We start from the raw sequence: 20,302 nt of genomic DNA on the forward strand, positions 1-20,302 counted from the left end.
GGTTCACCGGTCGAGGATCTCCGCTGTCGCGGGCGGCCCGCTTCCGATAAATTGCCGGGTGATGCAGAAAATCCGCCACACGCCCCGAGCCGCGACGAGCATTCGCGAACTCGACACGAACGTCGGCATCGACCCGCACCGCCACGACGACCACCAGATCGCCTACGCCGGTTCCGGGGTGCTGTCCGTCACCACCGACGCCGGGACGTGGGTGGCCCCCACGACCCGCGCACTGTGGATCCCGGCCGGGACGGTGCACGAGCACCGCGCGTACGGGCGTACCGACCTGCACTCCGTCGGCCTGCCGACCCGCCTCAACCCGCTGTCCCTGGACACCCCCGCCGTGATCGCCGTGGGACCACTGCTGCGGGAGCTGATCCTGGCCTACACGCGGGCCCCCGAGGACGACGGCCCGGAGCGCCGCCGGATGCTCGGGGTGCTGCTCGACCAGCTGCGGGCCTCGCCGTTGCAACCGCTGCACCTGCCCGCGCCCGCCGACCCCCGGCTGGCGGCGGTGTGCGCCCTCCTGCACGCCGACCCGGCGGATTCCCGCGGGCTCGCGGCGCTCGGCGCGGCCGCCGGCGCGGGGGCGAGCGAGCGGACGCTGAGCCGGCTGTTCCGCGCCGAGCTGGGCATGACCTTCCCGCAGTGGCGCACCCAGCTGCGGTTGCACCACGCGCTGCGGCTGCTGGCCGTGGACACCCCGGTCACCGCGGTCGCCCACCGCTGCGGCTGGTCCTCCGCGAGCGCCTTCATCGACGTCTTCCGCCGGGCCTTCGGCCACACCCCCGGGAGCCACCCGCGCCGTCTGCCGTGACCGCGCGCCCGCCGCGTGTCCTACGGCCGCCCGTACCGGAGCTGGACGACCCCGTTGCCGAACGTGCGGGTGTCCTCCAGCCGGAGCGGCACCGGGCCGTCTGAGGGCGGGAACAGCGGTCTGCCGCGGCCGATGCGCACCGGGTGCACGAAGATCCGGTACGCGTCCACCAGATCGTGGCGCAGGAAGGTGGCGGCGAGATCGGCCCCGCCCACGACCAGGTCGCCTCCCGGGGCCGCCTTCAGCGCGGCGACCTCCGCCGGTACGACGTCCCGCACGAGGGTGGAGTTCCAGCCGAGGTCGGCGTCCGGCAGCGTGCGCGAGTACACGTACTTCGGCATGTCCCGCCAGATGCCCGCGAACTCGACCTCCGGCGCGGTGGCGGCCGGGTCGGCATCGGCGGTCGGCCAGTACGCGGCCATCAGCTCGTGCGTGACCCGGCCGGTCAGGAGACCGCCCAGCGGGCGGATCTCGTCGTTCATGTACTGGTGCAGTTCCTCGTCGACCCGGTGCCAGGAGATGTCCCGGTCCAGGCCCTCGAAGTAGCCGTCCAGAGACACCTGCATCATCAGGATGATCTTCCGCATGCCGATGCACGCTACATACTGGCCGGTGTGAAGACCGACGACGGCGCAGACGACACGGCCCTGTTCACCACCGAGGGCCACACCGGGGTGATCACCCTGAACCGCCCCGGGGCACTCAACGCCCTCACGCACCCCATGGTGCTGCGGATCACCGAGGCGCTGACGGCCTGGGAGCACGACCCCGCCGTCGTCCAGGTCCTCATCCGCGGCGCCGGTGAGCGCGGGCTGTGCGCCGGCGGGGACATCCGGGCCATCCACGACGACGCCAAGGCCGGCGGCGACGCCTCCGAGGGCTTCTGGCGCGACGAGTACCGGCTGAACGCGCTGATCGCCCGCTTCCCCAAGCCGTACGTGGCCCTGATGGACGGCATCGTGATGGGCGGCGGCGTCGGCGTCTCGGCCCACGGCAGCGTGCGCGTCGTCACCGAACGCTCCCGCGTCGCCATGCCCGAGACGGGCATCGGCTTCGTCCCCGACGTCGGCGGTACGCACCTCCTCGCCCGCGCCCCGGGCGAGCTCGGCACCCACCTGGCCCTCACCGGGGCCTCCGTGGGCGCGGCCGACGCGCTGCTGTGCGGACTCGCCGACCACTTCGTACCCGCCGCCCGGTTGCCGGAGCTGACCGCCGGGCTCGCCGGCGCCCCGGCCCGGGAGGTGCTGGCGCGCCACTCCGAGGCGCCCGCGCCGGGCGAACTCGCCGAGCGGCGCTCCTGGATCGACCGCTGCTACGCCGCGGACACCGTCGAGGAGATCGTGGAACGGCTGCTGGCCGAGGGCGACCCGGCCGCCAAGGAGACCGCCGAGACGATCCTGGCGAAGTCCCCGACCTCGCTCAAGGTCACCCTGGCCGCCGTCCGTCGGGCCCGCGGACTCGGCTCCCTGGAACGGGTGCTGGAGCAGGAGTTCCGCGTCTCCTGCCACGCACTGCGCGCGCCCGACCTGGTGGAGGGCGTCCGGGCCCAGGTCATCGACAAGGACCGGAACCCCCGCTGGTCCCCGCCCGCGCTCGCCGATGTCGACACCGGGGCCGTGGAGCGGTTCTTCGCCCCGCTCGGCGAGGCCCGCGAACTCCGGCTTCCCTGAAAGCGGTCGAGGGTCCGCGGCCCGGCCGCGGTCAGCGGTAGCCGGTCGCGTCGGCCGGGCGGCCCGGGTCCTGGACCTCGACCATGTACCGCCAGGCGTCCGGGCGGCTGCCGTCGAGGTCCGTGAAACCGTAGACCCGGGCCAGCTGACCGCTGGAGAGCGACTGCCCGTTCCAGCGCGCCACCTCCGGGTCCGCGGCGAGCGCCGCGACGGCCCGCCCGACGTACGACGGGGTCTCGGAGATGGCGAAGTGCGGGACCTCCTCCAGCGCGTCCCGCCAGTTCGCCTCGGTCACCCCGAAGGCGTCCAGCATCATCTCCGAGCGCAGCCAGCCCGGCGTCAGCGCCACCGCCGTCGCCCCGCGCGGACCCAGCTCGTGCCCGAGCGCGAAGGCCATCCGCAGCACCGCTGACTTGGCGATGTCGTAGAAGAACGACACCCGGTAGCGACTCGCGTTGTACTCGGCCGTGCCGTCCGTCATCTCCACCACCAGACCGCCCGGCTCGCGCAGCAGCAGCGGCATCGCGAAATGGCTCGTGACGGCGTGGGTTTCCACCGCGAGGCGCAGCAGCCGCAGCCCCTTGTCCAGGTCGTGCTCCCACACCGGGCTGTCCCACTCGAAGAGCAGCTCGCCGCCCCAGATGTCGTTCACCAGCACGTCGAGTCGCCCCTGCTCGGCATCGATCCGACCGACCAGCGCCTCCACCTGTCCGGGCACCAGATGGTCCGCGACCACCGCGATCCCGCGCCCGCCCGCTGCCGTGACCAGCTCCGCCGTCTCCTCGACGGTCTCCGGCCGGTCGTACTCGGAACGGCTGCCGCGCGTACTGCGCCCCGTCACGTACACCGTCGCGCCCTGCGCGCCCAACTGGACCGCGATGCCGCGCCCCGCGCCCCGCGTGGCCCCGGCCACCAGGGCGACCCTGCCTTCGAGAACCCGCCGCGCCCGCGCCATGCCCCGACCCTACGCCGCCCCCGCCGCCGGACACCCGCAAGGGCGCGCCGGTCCGAGCCGCCGAACCCCCTTGTCCAACCCGCTCTCCAGGCCGCACTGTTGCCCGAGATTCATCCGAACGGTCAGGAGAGCCGGCTTGTCACCCGACGACGCACACACGCCCGCCCACGTCATCGACCCCGCGGGCGGCTGCCCGCACGCCCTCAACGCCCGGCTGCGCGCCCGGGGCGCCGTGGCGGACGTCGTCCTGCCCGGCGGGGTACCCGGGGCGGTCGTCCTCGGACACGAGGCGCTCAAGGAGTTCCTCGCCCACCCCGACGCGGCCAAGGACGCCCGGCACTTCCCGGCCCTGCACGACGGCACCATCGCGCCGGACTGGCCGCTGCGGGTGTTCGCCAACGCCCAGGGCATGCACACCGCCGACGGCGCCGACCACCGCCGGTTGCGCTCCCTCGTCGGCAACGCCTTCACCGCCCGCCAGGTGGAACGGCTGCGGCCGCGCATCGAGGAGCTGACCGCCCGCCTGCTCGACGATCTCGGCCGGGCGGCCGCCGAAGCCCCCGACGCAGTCGCGGACCTGCGCACCCACTTCGCGCTGCCGCTGCCGATGAGCGTCATCTGCGAGCTGCTCGGCGTGGACCCCGAGCACCGGGGCCGGCTGCACCACCTGTCCAACACGGTCATCATCGCGACCGACACCACCCCCGCGGAGGCGATGGCCGCCGTACGGGAGCTCGTCGAGCTGATGGGCACCATCGCCGCCGCCCGCCGGGAGAACCCGGGCGACGACCTCACCAGCGCGCTGATCGCCGCCCGCGAGGGAGACGGCGACCGGCTCAGCGAGGCCGAACTCATCGGCACCATGCGCCTGATGCTCGTCGCGGGCCACGAGACCACCCTCAACCTGATCAGCAACGCCGTCCGCGCCCTGTGCACGCACCGCGACCAGCTCGCCCTGGTCCAGGAGGGCAAGGCCACCTGGTCCGACGTGGTGGACGAGACCCTGCGCTGGGACGGACCGGTCAGCTGGTTCCCCTTCCGGTACCCCACCCGCGACCTCACCGTCGACGGAACCGTGATACCGCAGGGCACCCCGGTCCTCGCCGGCTACACCGCGGCCGGCCGCGACCAGTCCTTCCACGGCCCGGACGCCGACCGCTTCGACGTCACCCGCCCCACCGCCGCCCGCAACCTCTCGTTCGGGCACGGTGCGCACTACTGTGTCGGCGCCCCGCTCGCCCGCCTTGAGGCCACCATCGCCCTGGAGCGGCTCTTCACCCGCTTCCCGGACCTCGACCTCGCGGTGCCGGAGCCCGAACTCCCGCACCAGCGCAGCTTCATCGGCAACAGCGTCGAATCCCTCCCGGTACGCCTGCACGGGGCGTAGGTCACTTGTTCAGGCAGTGCTGGCGGTACGCCTCGTCGTAGGCGGTGTCGTAGCCGACCGCGTAGCCGTTCTGGAAGGCCAGGATCAAGGTGTTGGGCACCTTCTGCGGCACGAGGCGGGCGTTCTTGCGCGCGAGGTCGCACGCGGTGCCCTCTTGGCGGCCCCAGGTCTCCCCGGAGGCCTTCCCGGCGGCGAACATGCTGTCCTCCGTCTGCGCGGGCGGCTTCGGGGCGGTCGGGTTCTGCGATGCGCCCAGGGCGTCGCACGCGGCCTTGTTGGCGGCCGCGGACTTGGCGTACGCCTGGTTGTAGCCGTACCTGTAGCCCTCCACCTTGCCCTGCACGAACGCGGTGGGGTTGGGCGGGATCAGCGGCGGAAGGGTCTTGTGGCACAGGGGCGGCTTGCCGTCGCGGTTGCCGGAGCTGGAGCCTTCGAGGTACCCCTGCCGACACCCGACGTGGTAAGGGTCGTTGCCCTGCGTCAGACCGTGGCAGATCGACGGGACGGTCACGGTGGCCGGTACGGTGGCCGCGGGCCGGGCGGCCGCCGGAACGACCACCAACAGGGCCAGCGCGGGTGCGGACAGCACGGCGAGCGGGGCGAGCGCCCGCCGTCGGAGGTGGCGGGTCATGGTCGTCCTCTCGGACGGGTGGGCCCGGCCCGGACGATCGACCGGGCGAGCGGCCCACGGGCGGGTCCCTGGGCCCCTCCGCAGCGTCGACCGGCGGCGCACCGTCGGAGCCGCTCGTCGACCGATCCCGAAGGGGTCCGCGCGGCCGACTGCCGGGAGCCTGGGCGAGCGCAGGACGTACCGCCCCAGTCTATTCGCCGATGCCGCCACCCGCCCGGCCAACGCCGGTCGCCCGGCCAACGCCGGTCGCCCGGGCCCCGGCCCGGGCCGTGCGACGGACACGGCCTAGCTTCGGCCGTCGCCGGGCGGCGGGAGTTCCGTGCTCAGCCAGCCCAGCGCGTCCGGGTACATCCCGGTCCAGGTCTGGAAGTTGTGCCCGCCGGTCGGGCGGACGAGGGTCTTGACCCGGACCCCGCTGCCCGCCGCTGCCCGGCCGAAGGTCTCCAGCTGCTGCGGCGGGCTGTCCTTGTCCTGCGCGGAAGTGGCCAGGAACAGCCCGACGTCGGCCCGTTCTGCCTGCCGGACCAGCCACAACGGGCTGTTGCGCTCGCGCAGGACCGGATCGGCCAGCACCTCCGGGTCCCCGCCCAGCGGGTCCGGGTCCAGCGCCGCGCCCGCCCGGAACACCTTCGGGTACTGCAACGGCAGTTTGACCGCGCAGAACGCCCCGGTCGAGACCCCCATCAGCCCCCAGCCCCCGGGCTCGCGCAGGGTGCGGAAGTTCTTCGAGACCAGGTCCGGCACGTCCTCCGCGAGCCAGCTGGCCACCTTCCGCGTCGGCGTGTTGCTGCAGTCGGTGTTGACCCCGCCCGGGTAGATCTCCGGGATCACGACGATGAACGGGTGCGCCGCGCCCGCCCGGACCAGCTGCTCCAGCGTCCCCGGCATGCCGCCCAGGTCGATCCAGGTCCGCGGCGAACCCGGGTACCCGTGCAGCAGCACCAGCACCGGGAACCGGGTCTTCTCCGCTCCCGGAGCCCGGTACTCCGGCGGGGTCCACACGATCACCTGCCCGGCGAGTTTGGAATGTGAGCCGCGGAAATAGGTGCTCTGCGTACCGTCGCCGCCCAGGGTGAACTTCGCCCGGCCCGGCGGCGGTCCGGTCATCGCCGTGGAGTTCTGCGCGCTCTCCGTGCCCAGCAGGTCGTCCCAGGAGGAGTAGAGCCCGTAGCTGCCGTTGATCCAGGTCGCGATCACCGCGATGGAGGTCAGCTGGCACAGCGCGATCATCAGCACCCGCACGGGCCAGCGCACCCACCCGGGACCCGGGATCCGGTTCCACAGCAGCAGCGCGGCGAGCACGGCGAGCACGGTGACCACGATCAGCGTGACGAGGAACGACGTACTGGTCAGCTCCACGAGGGCCGGCTCCTGACGTACGGGGAGGTTTCCCAGGATGTCGGCATCATGCCTTCCGCGGGGGAGCCGGACGGACACGCACCGGCACCGAGTGCCACCCGGTCGCCCCGTCGGGGACGGTTCCGGTGCGCACCCCCGTCTGTACGGCGCCCGTGCCGTCCGTGGCTCGGACCTCCAGGGTGTGCGGGCCGGGGGTCGCGTCCCACACCCACACCCACTGCCGCCAGGTGTCGTTGCCGTCCGCGGCCCCGAGCCGGGCCTCCTGCCACGGGCCGGCGTCCACCCGTACCTCCACGCGGGCGATCCCCCGGTGCTGCGCCCACGCCACGCCCGCCACCGCGACCCGCCCCTCCCGCTGCTCGGCGGACGGGCGCGGGGTGTCGATCCGGGACTGCGTCTTGACCGGGCCACGCGGCGCCCAGGACCGGCGCACCCAGTACGCGTCGTACGCCGCGAACGTCGTCAGGCGCAGCTCGGTCAGCCACTTGCACGCCGAGACGTACCCGTACAGGCCCGGTACGACCATCCGTACGGGGAAGCCGTGCGCGAAGGGCAGCGGCTCGCCGTTCATCCCGACGGCCAGTAGCGCCTCCCGACCGTCCATGACCGTCTCGACGGGCGTACCGAGCGTCATCCCGTCCACTGACCGCGCCACCAGCTGATCGGCCGGACCGCCGTGCGAGGGCGGCCGGACCCCCGCCTCGCGCAGCAGATCGGCCAGGCGCACGCCGAGCCACCGGGCATTGCCCGCGTACGGGCCCCCGACCTCGTTCGACACGCAGCACAGGGTGATGTCGTGCTCGACGAGCGGCCGGGCCAGCAGCTCCCGCAGCCCGAGCTCCAGCGGAGCGGCGACGCCCTCCCCGTGGATCCGCAGCCGCCACGTGTCCGCGTCCACCCGGGGCACGACCAGGGCGGTGTCCACCCGGTAGAAGTCCCGGGCGGAGGTGATGAACGGGGAGATCCCCGGCACCGGCAGCTGCGCCCCGGGCGGGACGGGCGCCGCCGGCACGGTGGGCTCCGGCAGGACCAGGTCCGCCCGCGAGGCCGTGGCCCCCGCCGAGCCGTACGCGCCGAGCCGCCGCCCCGCGTACCCGATCCCGGCCGAGGCCGCGAGGGCTGCGGCGACCAGCCGACCGAACCCGCGCCGGTCCAGCGACCACGCCCCGCCCGGCGGCGCGCCCACGGGGCGGGGCCTGGTCAGCGCGCCGACCAGCAGGTACAGCAGCCCGGCCGCCGCCAGCCCGCCCACCAGCGACGGCAGCGCATCGCGCCAGGTCGCCTCCGGCCGGCTGAGCGCGGCCACCGCTCCGACCAGCCCGAAACAGCCGGCGAGTGCGATCCCGGCGGGCAGGTGCCGTACGGCGAGCACTCCGGCCAGGACCGCCACCGCACCCAGGACGACGACGATCCCGAGGGTCAGCAGCAGCTTGTCGGCGGTGCCGAACTCCCGGATCGCCCATTCCTTGACGCCCACCGGCGTACGGTCGACGACGGCCCCGCCGACCGCGGTGACCGGGGAGGCCTCCGGCCGGACGGCCGCCGAGGCCAGCTCCGCCACGGCCAGTCCCGCACAGGCGGCGACCAGCCCGCAGACGGCGCCGCCCAGGATGCGGCGCCGCCGCCCCGGGTTCGAATTCACACGGGTCATGCGCAGTCACCGTCCGCCGGAAGACCGGACGGGGAGGGGCCCCGCCCGCCGCGTCCAGTGTGACTCCGCCCCGGGCCGTCCCGGGCGCCCCTGCGTCCGGCCGCGCCCGTTCGGCCCCGTTCGGGTCAGTGCACCGGTTCGGTGCAGCGGGTCGGTGCACCGGGTCAGCGGTCGGTGCACCGAGGTCAGCAGGCCGGCGCCGGCGGCACCCAGCGGCCGGTACGCGGGGCCTTCACCCCGTACTCGGACTTCAGCTCCGCCGGGATCGCGTGGTGCATGACCCGGCCCCGGGTCAGCGCGGACAGCTCGAAGCCGGCGAGCAGCGAGCCCGCCTTGTCGAGCGCCCACTCCGCGAACGGGCTGCTGTCCTCGACGGCCTCCAGCAGGCCCAGGAACACCGGGACGGCCCTGGCCGCCGAGTCCCAGGGGCTGCGCGGGACCTCCAGCCAGTCGCCGATGGTGTCGCCGACGAGGTAGCGGACGGTGGCCGGGACCATCGGGTCGAAGAGCGTGCCGGGGACCACGTCCTCGTACAGCCGCAGCAGCTGCGCGCCCAGGCCGACGCCCTCGGGGGAGGGCCCGAGATGGCGCAGCAGGTAGAGGTCGCAGTACGCGCGGGCCTCGGCGAGGTCCTCCGGCACGGCCGACAGGTCGCAGCCGAGCATCGCCGCCACGACCCGCCACGCGTAGTAGTAGGCCTCCGCGCCCTCCTCGCTCATGTGGATGCCGAGCCGGTGCATGGCGTCGAGCACCAGCAGGGAGAAGAACGTCTGCCCGGCGATCATGTCCTCCTGGCAGATGGGCGTGCCGTCCCGCTCGACGTCCCAGTGGCCGCCGTGGCGCAGGTGGTGGCGCACCGCCGCGTGCAGCAGCCGGACCTTCTGCGCGGCCGGGACGAACTTGCTGCCGTCGGCGAAGGCATCGGTCCGCATGAGGTACGTGACGAACTGGCCGGTGTTGGCCATTCGGCGGGAGGGGTACGCGAGCGAGTGCGTCGAGGAGAGCAGTCGGGCCATCCGGGGGACGGCGTAGCTGACGGGCATCGCGGCGAAGGACAGGCCGGTGTTGATGTGGGCGGCGTTGTCCATGAAGAACAGCCGGGCCTGCTCCATGACGTCCCAGTCGACCCAGGCCGGGGGCAGGGCGGTGGCCTCGAAGTAGGTGCGCGCGGAGGCGGGGAGCCGTGCGGGGAGCGGGTCCCCGGCGGTGGTGAAGAACCGCATGAGCGTGTTGAAGTCGCCCACTTCGCCGCGGTGGAACAGCGCGGCGACGGTCTCGTCGGCGAGCGGATCGCCCTGTGTGGACAGGGCGTCGAGGGCGGCGTCGTCGTAGCGGGGACGCGGCGGGGCGGCGGCGTTCTCGGAGGCGTTCTCGGCGGTGGTCACTTCATTCGTCCTTGTCGTGGGGGCGGCAGCAGCAGCGGGGGCCGGGGCCCGGGGGCCGGGGTGCGGGCGGGCCGCGGCTACAGCGAGCGTTCGGCAGCGGTGCCGGCGAGCTGGCCCAGCGCGGACCGCGCCTCCGCGGGCATCGGTACGGCGTCCAGCGCGGCGACGGCCCGGTCGATGCGTTCCCGGATCATGTCCTCGACCTGCTGCCGGGCCCCGCAGGCCTCCATCAACTCGCGTACCGCCGCGGCCTCTTCCCCGTCCAGACCGGACCGGCCGACCAGCTCGGCGAGCAGTTGCCGCCCGTCGTCGCCGGCCGCCGCGACGGTCAGGGCGAGCAGCGCGGTGGGTTTGCCGTCCCGTAGGTCGTCCAGGTTCGACTTGCCGGTCCTCGCCGGGTCGCCGAAGGTGCCCAGCAGGTCGTCGCGCAGCTGGAAGGCCTCGCCGAGCGGCAGCCCGTACGCGGAGAAGACCCGGTGCAGGGCGGGGGAGCCCCCGCCGAGGGTGGCGCCCAGGTGCAGCGGCCGCTCGACGGTGTACTTGGCCGTCTTGAAGCGGGCCACCTCCAAGGACTCGGCCACCTGCGGTGTCCGGGCGGTCTGCGCGGGGCCGGTCCCGGTGCGCAGCACTTCCAGGAACTCGCCCGCCATCGTCTCGCGCAGCAGCGCGGACCAGAGGGGGACGGTCCGGGCCAGATAGGCGCCGGGGAGCCCGCAGGAGCTGAAGACGTGGCCCGCGTACCCCATCAGCAGATCGCCGAGGATCATCGCGAGGGCCGTGGAGCGCTGCCCGGTGGCCGCGAACGCGGCGTGCGCGGTGAGCCGACCGTGCCGCATCGTGCTGCCGTCGATGATGTCGTCGTGCGTGCAGGCCGCCGCGTGGACGAGTTCCATCGCGGCCGCGGCGCGGATCACGCCCTCGCAGTCGGGCTGCCCCGCCGCCCGCCAGCCCCAGTACAGGAATGCGGCCCGGATCCGCTTCCCGTCGGCCAGCGAGCGGCGCAACTGCTCCGACAGCGGGGAGAGTTCGGCGTGCAGTCCGAGCAGGGTCCGCTCCTCCTCGTCGGCCAGTCGCACCAGCACCTCGTCGATGCGTTCCTTGAAGCCGGTGTGGTCATGCACGGGGGTGGCCCTCGGCGGCGACCCGCTCCGCGGCCCGCCGGGCCATGGTCTCCAGATGGTTGTCCGCTCCCGCGCCCGTCCGGCGGGTGGCCAGTTCTCCGCGCTTGCGCAGCTCCACGACCCCGTCCGTGAGCAGCTCCCGCAGGTCGGAGCGGCGCAGTACCTCCTGGGCCCGGTCGGCGGACTGCCGTAACTGGTCGAGGGCCAGATCCGCGACCCCGGCGGCGAGGAGCGTCAGCAGCTCCAGGGTCACGGGCGTGGTGCGGTCCTCGGCGGGCGGGGTGTCCTCGGACATGCTCGGTGCACTCCTGCTGGCGTCGTGCCGTCACGGCGTCGGAAGGGGCGGCCGCCGGGTGTTCCGACGGCCGCCCCTGTGGTCGGTTCCGGGCCAGTCAACCGAGTGCGCGTCCCGCGCGTCGAACCTCCGGAGGCGTTCTCCCTCGCACGGGTAGCGGGATTCCCACCTGCGGGTGATGATCAGCCCATGATCCGACCGCCACCGCGCCGGGTGGTGTAAGCGGTCATCGGGCGGCCCCCTCCGAGGATTTCAGGGCCGCCGCGACGTCCGATGCCAGGGCGTACGGATCCCCCTGCGGGCCGTCCTCCCCGCTCGGATGCCGCGTGGTGCGCCGCGCCCAGTCCTCCTCGAAGGCGTGCCAGTCGATCTCCCGGGGCGCCGCCCGCTTCACCAGCGACTCCTCCAGCGCCTCGAAGTAGGCCGCCCACCGGGGCGCGTACAACTCCCGGATCAGGCCGCTCCATTCACGGTTCGCGTAGTCGTGCAGGAAACCGCCCTCGCTGGTGCTGCGCCGGCCCCACACGCTCAGGATCGAGCGGGCGTCGTACTCGTACCCGTCCTGCTCGGCCGCGTCCGAACCCCAGGAGCGGGCCGCGGACAGCCAGTTGCCGAGCAGGAAGTTCGGGTCCGAGCCGGTGACGGCGTCCAACTGCCGCTCGCCGTCCTGCCACTGCCCGGTCAGCTCGCGGAACCCGGCCAGGTCCTTCGCCTCGTAGGCCGCCTTGATCTTCGGCAGCAGCACCCGGGAGTGGTTGGCGAGGGCCTGCCGTGCGGTGTCCACCAGGTCGAAGCGGTACGCGCTGGAGCCGCGCAGCTTCGGATCCACCTTGAGCAGGTGGTCCAGGGCCCGGCGGACCCCATCGGCCGGGTAGCGCATCGACTTCGGGCTCCAGTACGCCGCGCCCACCGCCGTCAGGCTGGGCCGGGCGCTGAACAGGCTGTCCTGGGACTCCGACCACAGGCCGGACGAGGTGCTGTACGGGCCCGTGCGCAGCTCCTCCCAGGCGGCGGCCGCCTCCTCGTCGGGCCGCCCGTACCGGCGCGCCGCGAAATCGGCGAACCACGTGTGCTGGTCGATCGGCCCGGGCTCCCAGGCCAGATCGGTGAACAGGTCGAAGGCGGCCGGATTGGTCCCGGTGGCCTCCGGCAGGTAGGCGGTGCCCTTCAGCGCACTGTTCGACTTGGCCCTCCAGGAGCCGAACCGGTCGATCCACACGGAGGTGTTCGCGCCGATCGTGGTGTGCCCGCCGAAGTTGTAGATCGTGCCCATCGCGTACGGGGCGCCGCCCCAGCGCGTTTCGCGGTCCAGCCGGTTGTACCGGTCGGAGAGCCCGTCCAGGATCAGCAGCTTCGAGGTGTCCACCCCGGCGAGCAGCTCCGGCTTGGGGCTGTCCTGCCAGCCGAGCACCGCCCACATCGCGCCCGGGTGCGCGGCGTGCAGCGCCGACTGGACGGCGCGGGCGGCGTTCTTCACGTCGACGGTGCCGGCCGTCCCGCCCTCGTGCAGCGGGCTCATCCGGTACATCGAGCTGTCCCCGAACACGGCGCGCTGCTCCGCGTAGTACGCGGCGGCCAGCTTCCCGAACACCGCGGTGGACGGGTCCAACCAGTCGGGCCGGTCGAAGCCCGCCCAGTCGCCCTGCGCCACCGTCTTGGCGCCCGGGTTGCGGGCGGCGAACCCCGGCGGGACCGTGCCGAAGTAGCCCGGCAGCACCGGGGTCATGCCGAGCCCGCGCAGCTGCTCGGCGATCCGCCCGCCGAGCTCGGCGCGCTCCTGCACCAGCCGCTCGGAGACCGGGCCGCCGAAGCCGCTCAGGTTCTGCAGCAACCACCAGCTCTGGTGCCCGGGGCCGGGGATCCACGCGCGCAGCTCGGCGGCGGAGTAGCCGAAGCCCTGGAGCGCCCGGTAGTACGGGTACTCGGCTCCGGCCTGGACGAAGACCTCGTTGATCCCGTGCAGGGCGAGCAGGTCGATCTGCCGCTGGTGCTGCTCGAAGGTGCGGTACGCGCCCGAGTAGCCGTCGTCGGTGTCGTTGAGGGCGTACCGGTGCGGGACGAGCGAGCTGCGGGTGACCGGCGCGGGCACGGCGGGCAGCCGGGCGGGCAGCATGCCGATGCTGTCGCCGGGCCAGCCGATGTCGACCCCGGCGACGTGCTGGAGGTACCAGCCGACGCCGGTGAGCAGGGTGGCGCCGCTGGATCCGCGCACGGTGATCGCACCCGCGGCCCCCGACACGGTGAACCGGTCGGACCCGGCGGCGGCCGGTTCGGGCACGAGGGTGAACTGGGCGGCGTGGCGCGGCAGCAGCCGCTCCAGCGCGGCCCGCGCGGGACCGGTGTCGAAGCCCCGCGGCTTCGGGGCGCCGGGCACACCGTCCCGTACCGCCGCCGGCGCCCGGTCCCGTACGAGGGCCGCATCGGCCACGGCGGCCGGCGCGGGGGAGCCGGCGCAGAGCAGGACCGGCAGCGCGGCGAGGGCGACCCGGCGGCGCAACTGCGTGCGCCGCCGGCGCCGGGGCGAGGAGATCGTCATCCGTCGAGTCACCGATCCGTGGTCTGGGGTGGGGTCCCGTGCGGGACCCGTGGCTGGATTCCGTGCCGGGTGCCGGGTGCCGGGTGCCGGGTGCCGGGCGCCGAGCGGTCCCGCGGCCCGCGTGCAGGGCTCCCGCGCGCGGGGCGGTCCGTGGGACGGCGCCGGTGGGGACGTCACACCGGCAGCGACCAGGCCTGGTCGCTGCGGTGGTCGCCGCACTCGGTCAGCTTCAGCCGTTCGGCCGGGGCGTCCGGGGTCGCGGCCGCGGCGGGAGCCGTCAGGCACATCCCGCTCACGTCCTCGACCAGGGCGCCGTCCCGGCGGTGCGTCCAGCGCTGGCCCGGCTCCCCGGGCGCGCAGTCGGCCAATTCCACGGCGCCGTTCTCGCCCGCCGACAGGCATTCACCGGTCAGCCGCACGCTGGAGTCCGGCCCGAGGACCCAGCGCTGGTCGGCCGCCGCGGTGCACGGCGCGAGGACCACCGCGCCGACGCCGGTGGTGTTGACCCCGTCGGCGCACTGCGCGCCGTTGCCGGTGATCTGCCCGGTGGGCACCGCGGCGCCGCAGCCCTCGCGCGGCGAGAGCCGCCACACCGCCGTGTCGTGCGCGGCCAGCTTGCCCGACAGGGAGGTCGAGACCTCGGTGCTCTTGCCGCTCCACAGGTCCTCGGCGTCGACCGTGCACGTGGACAGGCCGATGTCGGCGAGCGGTACGGAGATGTCCCGGGTGCTGCCGGACCGGTTGAGCACGGCGACGGCGCGGTCACCGTCGGCCAGCGGCCGGGCCAGCACCTCGAAGGTGGCGTTCGCGGAGAGCACCGCGCCCTGGCGGCCCATCGGGTCCTGGTCCAGTGCGATCAGGTCGGTGTTGCCCAGGGCGGCCAGCCCGGCCGGGGTGAGCCGGGAGACGTCGGACGACAGGATGAACGGCGCCGCCATCATCGCCCACAGCCCCACCTGGCTGCGGCTCTCGGCCTCGGTGAGCCCGGGCGCGCCCGCGATCAGGAAGTCGGGGTCGTTCCAGTTGCCGGGGCCCGCGTACCGGCCGAGCCAGCGGTTGTAGCCGTAGTTGCCGAGCACCGAGCTCCACCGCGAGGTCGCGGGTGCGGCCGCGTTGTAGACCTTGATGTCCTTGCCCTCGCGCCACAGCTGGCCGGTCTCGCCGACCCAGCCGAGGACCTTGTGCCAGTCGGAGCCTCCCCACTCGCCCTGCTGGAAGTAGGCGGGCGCCGAAGCCGACAGCACCATGTCACGCCCGCTCGTGCGCAGGGCCTCGGCGACGGCGCCGTACGCGTCGCGGTACGCCTGTTCCTTCGTCGTCCCGGGCGGCACCCACAGGTTGCAGCCGTCCATCTTGACGTAGTCGACCTTCCACGACGCGAACTGCCGGGCGTCCTGGGCGTAGTGGTCCGGGCCGCCGCCGTCGGGGGAGCCGCTGCCGGGGTAGCGCTCGCAGGTGAGGGAGCCGGCGTCCTCGTAGATGCCGAACTTCAGGCCCTTCGCGTGCAGGTGTTCGCCGAGCCAGGCCATCCCGTGCGGGAACTTCTGCGTGTCGACGACCAGGTTGCCGTCCGCGTCGCGGCTCTTGGTCATCCAACAGTCGTCGACGGTCACGGTGTCGTAGCCCTTGGCCGCGAGGCCGCTGGAGACCAGCGCGTCGGCGTTCGCGACCACTTTGGCCTCGTCGATGTCGCACATGTAGTGCGCCCAGTTGTTCCAGCCCATCGGCGGGGTGAGCGCGAGCGGGGTGTCCGAGGTGGCGTGGGGCTCGGCGGCCGCGGGGGCGGGGGCGAGACAGAAGGCGAGCAGGGCGGCCGCGGTCAGGCAGGGGAGCGACGCGCGCAGGCGAGGCGGCACTAAGACTCCTTGACGTGGGGGGCGGGCGTACCGGCGGGGCTGGCTGTAGTGCGCTCAGTGCAGCGGTGCGACTACCCACTGTCAACATAAGTCGATGGTTATGGCTCAATGACCAGCAATATGGCCGTAGTCGACGTCACACGATCGGGGAGGCGGCCGTGTGATACGGCGTATGTTCCGCTGACTGATACGATGTATCTCATGCCGAGGAGATCAGCAGCCCTGGACCGCGCGACGCCCGACGCGATCGCCGTCGCCGCCCTGCGCCTGATCGACGAGGAAGGGCCGGACGCACTGAGCTTCCGCACCCTCGCCGACCGGCTCGGGATCTCCCACGCCACCGTCCAGCGCCGCTGCACCGACCTCGCCGGACTGCTCGACCTCTGCACCGAGCACCTCGCCGGCCAACTGCCCGCGATCCCGGCCGGGACGGCCTGGGCCGAGGCCACCGAACAGCGGTTCACCGCGCTCTACCGGCTGCTCACCGCACACCCCGGGCTGCTGGTGCTCCGCGGCGGCCGCCCCTGGCTCGGCCGCCGGCTGCTCGCCCGGCTGGTCGAGCCCGCGCTCGCCGACAGCACGGCCGCCGGGATGACCCCCGCCGAGGCCATGACCGCGTACCGCCGCATGTACCTGCTCACCCTCGGCAGCGCCGCCTTCGTGGACCACCGGGATCCGGCCGGGGCCACCGCCGCCTCGCGGGCCGCCCTGGCAGCGCTGGATCCGGAGCGGTTCCCCGTGCTCTCGGGCGGACTGGCCGAGGTACTGCCCGCCCTGACCGACCACGAGGTGTACTACGGCGCCCTGCGCCAGCTGATCGAGGCCAACCGGCCTACCGCCGCCTGAAGGGACCCGCCATGGAACAGCAGCTCGACTACGCCGCGGTACGCGCCGCCGCCGACCGGCTGGCCGGGTCGGTCCGTCCGGTCGCCGTCGCGCCCGCCGCCGACGGCGTCTGGTACGCGCTGGAATACCTCCAGCACACCGGCTCCTTCAAGGCCCGCGGCGCCCACAACTTCCTCGCCGCCCACCACGCCGCCGGCGCCCTCCCCGAGGCGGGGGTCACCATCGCCTCCGGCGGCAACGCGGGCCTCGCCTGCGCCTGGGCGGCCCGCGCACACTCCGTCCCCGCCACCGTGTTCCTGCCCGTCACCGCGCCCCGCGTGAAGGTGGAGCGGCTGCGCGGGTACGGGGCCGACGTACGGCTCGTCGGCGACCGGTACTCCGAAGCGCTGGCCGCGTGCGGGGAGTTCACGGCGGCGAGCGGCGCGCTGAGCAGCCACGCCTACGACCACCCGCTCATCGCGGCGGGCGCCGGCACGCTGCTGGACGAGATCCGGGCCGCACTGCCCGGCCTGGACACCGTGGTCGTCGCGGTCGGCGGCGGCGGACTGTTCGCCGGTGTCGCCGCCGCGGCCCGCGAGCACGGCGTACGGGTCATCGCCGCCGAACCGGAGAACTGCCGGGCACTGAACGCGGCCCTGGAGGCGGGCCGGCCCGTCGACGTCACCGTGGACTCGGTCGCCGCCGACTCGCTGGGCGCCACCCGCGTCTCGGCGGCCGCGCTGGCTGCTGCACAGCAGGACGACGTACGGTCCGTCCTGGTCCCGGACGCGGCGATCACCGGGGCCCGGCGCGCGTTGTGGGAGGAGCACCGGATCGCGGTGGAAGCGGGCGCGGCCACGGCCCTGGCGGCCCTGCGCACCGCACCGGAGCCGCCGGGGGAGCGGGTGGCCGTCGTCCTGTGCGGCGCGAACACCGACCCCGGCGACCTGACGGCCCCCTCGAACTGACGGCTCTGCCCACGACGATCGTCGCGGGCGCCGAAGACTTTGGAGGACGGCGCGCGGCTCCCGACCCTTGCGAAGGTCTGAGTGTCAACGAGATCTGCAAGGTACGGAGGAACGGACGTGGCACAGCGCAAGGGCTGTCTGATCGGCTGTGGAGTGATGCTGGTGCTCGGCCTCGCGGCCGCCGCGGCACTGGTCTTCGGCGTCGGGAAGGTCGTCGACGCCGCCGGTAAGACCATGCTCGAACCCGGCGTCTACCAATCGGTCGCCGTCGGCGACCCGGAGGACGCGGTCCGCGCCAAGATGCCGTCCGGCGAGAGCTTCATCAAGGACGCCCTGAAGTCGGGCGGCCCGGCCGAACCGGCAGGCAGCGTCTGCTCCTGGTACATATCTGCCGCGGACGCCGAGGGCGGCGCGGAGACCGTGTTCCGCTTCTGCTTCAAGGACGGCAAGCTCGCGGAGAAGGTCGAGTACCGGATGAAGTAGCGGCCAGGCGCAGCCGGGCGAGCGCGGGCGCGAGCCGTGCGGCGGCCTGCGGGAGCCGGGCCAGCTCCGCGTCGATCCAGACGAGCACCGCCGCTTGCTCGTCCGCACCGCACAGCGAGAGGTGGAACACCAGCTGCCGCCAGGCGCAGGCGGTCCGCTTGGGGGTGGCCGACCGGCGGCGGGCCGCGGTGAACGCCCCGCGGGCCAGGCCGTCCCAGCCGGAGGACGGCTCGATGCCCACCTCGCGGACCAGCGTGGCCATGTTGAACGTGGTGAGGACGCGGGCCTGTTCCTGGACGGCCGCGTCATGGGCGAGGGGGGTGTCCCGTCGGCCGCCCTGGCCGGTGCGCCGGTGCTGCGGCAGGCCGGCGCGCCCGGCGCACAGGTCCATGAGCGCGACCGCGTCCTGCGCCGCCGCCCGTTCCCGGAGCGCCGCGTAGTCGATGCCGTAGTAGCGCTCGTACGGCGTGCCCCGGAGCAAGTCGGCGGCGTTGTGCACGGCCGGGTACAGATCCGGGTTCACGGCCCCCGAGAACGAGTTCGCGAGCGGCATCGAGAGGAAGCGGACCGGCAGTTGCGCCAGCTGGGCCAGCGAAGAGAGAGTGCCCACCAGCCGGTCGGGGATCCCCGCGCCGGGGAACGCCTCCACGGCCAGTTCGCCGACCGCCCGCAGTGTCAGCCGCGCCTGCGCCACCGGATCGGGGCCGTGGGCCGCGACCGCCCGGACCCAGGGCGCGGTACCCGTCCGGGCGTGCCGGGCGGGCGTCCACCAGTGGTTCACCGTCGAACGGGCCGCCCCGGACCGGTGCGTTGCCGCCAAGAGCGTGCGCAGCGGCTCGTCGGCGTATCCGCGGGCGGTGTGCGTGGTGGCGAGCTGTGGGACGAGCTCGGCCAGCACCTCCGCGGAGGGCACCGCCGCTTGCGCCAGCAGGGCGGTCACGTCAGTGGGGCGGATTCCGGCGAGCAGCGCGCGGACCGCCGGGGGCAGCGCAGTCCCGGCGGGCAGGCTCGTCCGTGCGGCCTCCTCGGCGGTCACGGGGCCCTCCAGTCGGCCCGCCCCGGGCGCCGCACGGTCCGCGTCCGGCGCGCAGAGCCGGTGCCGGGCCAGCGCCGCCAGCTCGTGGTGCGCGGGCCGGGCGGCTTGCGCGGCCTGGACCTCGCGCAGCCTCGTGTGCTCGGGGGACCCGGGCCGTCCCCGCTTGGCGACCATCGAGGTGACGGCGTGGCGCAGCAGACCGGCCAGCCGGGGGTCCGCAGGACGTCCCGCGACCGCTTCGGCCAGTGCGCGCCGCAGGATGGCGGGGTTGGACTTGGGGTCGAGGTGCCCGGTGCACCGGGTGTGTCGGGCGGCCAGGTCCGCGTAGCGCTCCAGCAGGGCGGCGCCGTCGGCACGCCATTGCGCGCCGTGCCCTTCGGAGTCGGCGCGCAGCCGGTGGGCCAGCAGCTCGTCCTCGATGGGCCGCCAGACGGAGAGCGCTTCGCGCTGTGCCTCGACGGCGGGGTTCGGCTTGCGCAGGCCGAGGACGATCGAGGCCTCGGCGGCGCTCCGGCGGCGCACGGCGTCGGCCGGCGGGGCGGGGAGGTCCGCAGGGCGCGGGGTGAGGGGAAGCCGGTCGGCGAACGGGCGCAGCTGCGCCACCAGTTCCTCCGCGGCGTCGTCGTCGCCGGCCCGTACCAGCCAGGCGACCGTGAGCAGGGCGGCCTCCTCGGGCAGGGTGACCTCGTACCGTCCGCTGTCCAGCAGTGACCAGAGGGTGCGCAGGCCGTCCCCGCCGAGGAAGTGCGCGAAGAGGTCCAGGCGCGTGGCGGGTACGCCGGCCCGCCGGGCGGCTTCCAGCTCGTACGGGCGCAGCGGCCCGCCGTCGGCGGGGCGGGCGCGGTCCGTGTCGGACAGCGCGCGCAACCAGTGGCGCATCCGGGCCCCGGCCCGGACGGCCGCGGGGAGCGGGGAACCGGCGGGGGGCTGCTGGTCGGTCTTCTCGTTCATGGCCGGCGTGGCAGGTCCTGCCCCTGCGCCCTCCGACTGTGCAGGTCGGTGCTCTGGCTGCTGAGCTACACGCCGTTCTCGGGAACCTAGTCGTTCGAGCGCCCGGCGCGCAACGGACTTTGACGGTGCACCCCAGGTAAACCGCATTAGTGCACGGGCTCGTTCGACCGCCCGTAAGAAGTCAAAATCCGACCCGGGAGCGGGTTCGTTATGGAATCGATATCACCTCCGACAGGTTTAGAACTAAAGCGCATTAGTCCAGGTCGTTGCGGTATTGACTCCGAGACTTTCCTCTGCCTGCCGGGCCGGTGCGGTGATTCGGTACCCATGGATACCCGCCCATCGGGACTTCGGCCGCATTGACGACGTCGCGATG

General features: G+C 74.0%; 17 protein-coding genes and 1 tRNA gene. 6 read left to right on the forward strand and 12 right to left on the reverse strand.

What is annotated here, in order from left to right; all coding sequences use genetic code 11:
• Positions 1–61 precede the first annotated feature (61 nt).
• Positions 62–817: a helix-turn-helix transcriptional regulator gene (locus OG974_RS04455; protein ID WP_327279652.1), complete on the forward strand. Its 756-nt coding sequence runs from the start codon at positions 62–64 to the stop codon at positions 815–817.
• A 20-nt stretch (positions 818–837) separates the two neighbouring features.
• Here OG974_RS04455 and OG974_RS04460 read toward each other — a convergent pair whose 3' ends face one another.
• On the reverse strand, positions 838–1,404 hold the full coding sequence (locus tag OG974_RS04460; RefSeq protein WP_327279653.1) for a dihydrofolate reductase family protein: 567 nt from the start codon (positions 1,402–1,404) through the stop codon (positions 838–840).
• Between the two features lie 60 nt (positions 1,405–1,464).
• Between OG974_RS04460 and OG974_RS04465 the strand changes: the two genes are divergently transcribed.
• Positions 1,465–2,487, forward strand: a complete 1,023-nt coding sequence (locus tag OG974_RS04465) for an enoyl-CoA hydratase/isomerase family protein (RefSeq protein WP_371646732.1) — start codon at positions 1,465–1,467, stop codon at positions 2,485–2,487.
• 31 nt (positions 2,488–2,518) lie between these two features.
• Here OG974_RS04465 and OG974_RS04470 read toward each other — a convergent pair whose 3' ends face one another.
• On the reverse strand, positions 2,519–3,442 hold the full coding sequence (locus OG974_RS04470; protein ID WP_328764385.1) for an SDR family oxidoreductase: 924 nt from the start codon (positions 3,440–3,442) through the stop codon (positions 2,519–2,521).
• Between the two features lie 136 nt (positions 3,443–3,578).
• Between OG974_RS04470 and OG974_RS04475 the strand changes: the two genes are divergently transcribed.
• The gene (locus OG974_RS04475; protein WP_327279655.1) at positions 3,579–4,829 is read left to right on the forward strand and encodes a cytochrome P450; all 1,251 of its coding nucleotides are present in this window, start codon (positions 3,579–3,581) and stop codon (positions 4,827–4,829) included.
• Position 4,830: 1 nt separating this feature from the next.
• On the opposite strand, the gene OG974_RS04480 is transcribed toward OG974_RS04475, so the two are convergent.
• The 8 genes from OG974_RS04480 to OG974_RS04515 form a co-directional block, all read right to left on the reverse strand.
• A complete protein-coding gene (locus OG974_RS04480; protein WP_327279656.1) occupies positions 4,831–5,460 on the reverse strand; it encodes a hypothetical protein in 630 nt (209 codons plus the stop codon).
• A 285-nt stretch (positions 5,461–5,745) separates the two neighbouring features.
• Positions 5,746–6,819 (reverse strand): alpha/beta hydrolase-fold protein, encoded by a 1,074-nt coding sequence (locus OG974_RS04485; protein ID WP_328764388.1) that lies wholly within the window; start codon positions 6,817–6,819, stop codon positions 5,746–5,748.
• A 46-nt stretch (positions 6,820–6,865) separates the two neighbouring features.
• Complete coding sequence (locus OG974_RS04490; RefSeq protein WP_328764389.1) at positions 6,866–8,470, reverse strand: molybdopterin-dependent oxidoreductase; 1,605 nt, start codon at positions 8,468–8,470, stop codon at positions 6,866–6,868.
• Positions 8,471–8,655: 185 nt separating this feature from the next.
• Complete coding sequence (locus OG974_RS04495; protein ID WP_371645445.1) at positions 8,656–9,855, reverse strand: oxygenase MpaB family protein; 1,200 nt, start codon at positions 9,853–9,855, stop codon at positions 8,656–8,658.
• A 77-nt stretch (positions 9,856–9,932) separates the two neighbouring features.
• Positions 9,933–10,976 carry a polyprenyl synthetase family protein gene (locus OG974_RS04500; RefSeq protein ID WP_327279659.1) on the reverse strand — a complete coding sequence of 348 codons (1,044 nt, stop codon included), beginning with the start codon at positions 10,974–10,976 and terminating at the stop codon, positions 9,933–9,935.
• Complete coding sequence (locus tag OG974_RS04505; protein ID WP_327279660.1) at positions 10,969–11,271, reverse strand: polyprenyl synthetase; 303 nt, start codon at positions 11,269–11,271, stop codon at positions 10,969–10,971. Before OG974_RS04505 ends, OG974_RS04500 begins: the two co-directional genes overlap by 8 nt.
• Before the next feature lie 226 nt (positions 11,272–11,497).
• Positions 11,498–13,807, reverse strand: coding sequence for an alpha-N-acetylglucosaminidase (locus tag OG974_RS04510; RefSeq protein WP_371645448.1), 2,310 nt, complete (start codon positions 13,805–13,807; stop codon positions 11,498–11,500).
• A gap of 173 nt (positions 13,808–13,980) precedes the next feature.
• Positions 13,981–15,663, reverse strand: a complete 1,683-nt coding sequence (locus OG974_RS04515) for a ricin-type beta-trefoil lectin domain protein (RefSeq protein ID WP_327279662.1) — start codon at positions 15,661–15,663, stop codon at positions 13,981–13,983.
• A gap of 201 nt (positions 15,664–15,864) precedes the next feature.
• Between OG974_RS04515 and OG974_RS04520 the strand changes: the two genes are divergently transcribed.
• The 3 genes from OG974_RS04520 to OG974_RS04530 all read left to right on the forward strand — a co-directional run bounded on the left by OG974_RS04520 (position 15,865) and on the right by OG974_RS04530 (position 17,939).
• Positions 15,865–16,509, forward strand: coding sequence for a TetR family transcriptional regulator (locus tag OG974_RS04520; protein WP_327279663.1), 645 nt, complete (start codon positions 15,865–15,867; stop codon positions 16,507–16,509).
• An 11-nt stretch (positions 16,510–16,520) separates the two neighbouring features.
• Positions 16,521–17,456, forward strand: coding sequence for a serine/threonine dehydratase (locus OG974_RS04525; protein WP_371645450.1), 936 nt, complete (start codon positions 16,521–16,523; stop codon positions 17,454–17,456).
• Positions 17,457–17,573: 117 nt separating this feature from the next.
• On the forward strand, positions 17,574–17,939 hold the full coding sequence (locus tag OG974_RS04530) for a hypothetical protein (protein WP_328764390.1): 366 nt from the start codon (positions 17,574–17,576) through the stop codon (positions 17,937–17,939).
• On the opposite strand, the gene OG974_RS04535 is transcribed toward OG974_RS04530, so the two are convergent.
• Complete coding sequence (locus OG974_RS04535; protein WP_329315225.1) at positions 17,893–19,926, reverse strand: hypothetical protein; 2,034 nt, start codon at positions 19,924–19,926, stop codon at positions 17,893–17,895. The genes OG974_RS04530 and OG974_RS04535 overlap by 47 nt on opposite strands.
• Positions 19,926–20,001: transfer RNA gene (locus tag OG974_RS04540), tRNA-Cys, on the reverse strand. Before OG974_RS04540 ends, OG974_RS04535 begins: the two co-directional genes overlap by 1 nt.
• Between the last annotated feature and the right edge of the window lie 301 nt (positions 20,002–20,302).

The organism is Streptomyces sp. NBC_00597 (assembly GCF_041431095.1).
Taxonomy (GTDB): Bacteria; Actinomycetota; Actinomycetes; order Streptomycetales; family Streptomycetaceae; genus Streptomyces.

Bases quoted from the DNA above. Each gene is read 5' to 3' on its own strand.
- OG974_RS04520 (WP_327279663.1), top strand. From the start codon at position 15,865: ATGCCGAGGAGATCAGCAGCCCTGGACCGCGCGACGCCCGACGCGATC.
- OG974_RS04480 (WP_327279656.1), bottom strand. From the start codon at position 5,460: ATGACCCGCCACCTCCGACGGCGGGCGCTCGCCCCGCTCGCCGTGCTG.
- OG974_RS04525 (WP_371645450.1), top strand. From the start codon at position 16,521: ATGGAACAGCAGCTCGACTACGCCGCGGTACGCGCCGCCGCCGACCGG.
- OG974_RS04510 (WP_371645448.1), bottom strand. From the start codon at position 13,807: ATGACGATCTCCTCGCCCCGGCGCCGGCGGCGCACGCAGTTGCGCCGC.
- OG974_RS04505 (WP_327279660.1), bottom strand. From the start codon at position 11,271: ATGTCCGAGGACACCCCGCCCGCCGAGGACCGCACCACGCCCGTGACC.
- OG974_RS04470 (WP_328764385.1), bottom strand. From the start codon at position 3,442: ATGGCGCGGGCGCGGCGGGTTCTCGAAGGCAGGGTCGCCCTGGTGGCC.
- OG974_RS04455 (WP_327279652.1), top strand. From the start codon at position 62: ATGCAGAAAATCCGCCACACGCCCCGAGCCGCGACGAGCATTCGCGAA.
- OG974_RS04460 (WP_327279653.1), bottom strand. From the start codon at position 1,404: ATGCGGAAGATCATCCTGATGATGCAGGTGTCTCTGGACGGCTACTTC.
- OG974_RS04535 (WP_329315225.1), bottom strand. From the start codon at position 19,926: ATGAACGAGAAGACCGACCAGCAGCCCCCCGCCGGTTCCCCGCTCCCC.
- OG974_RS04490 (WP_328764389.1), bottom strand. From the start codon at position 8,470: ATGACCCGTGTGAATTCGAACCCGGGGCGGCGGCGCCGCATCCTGGGC.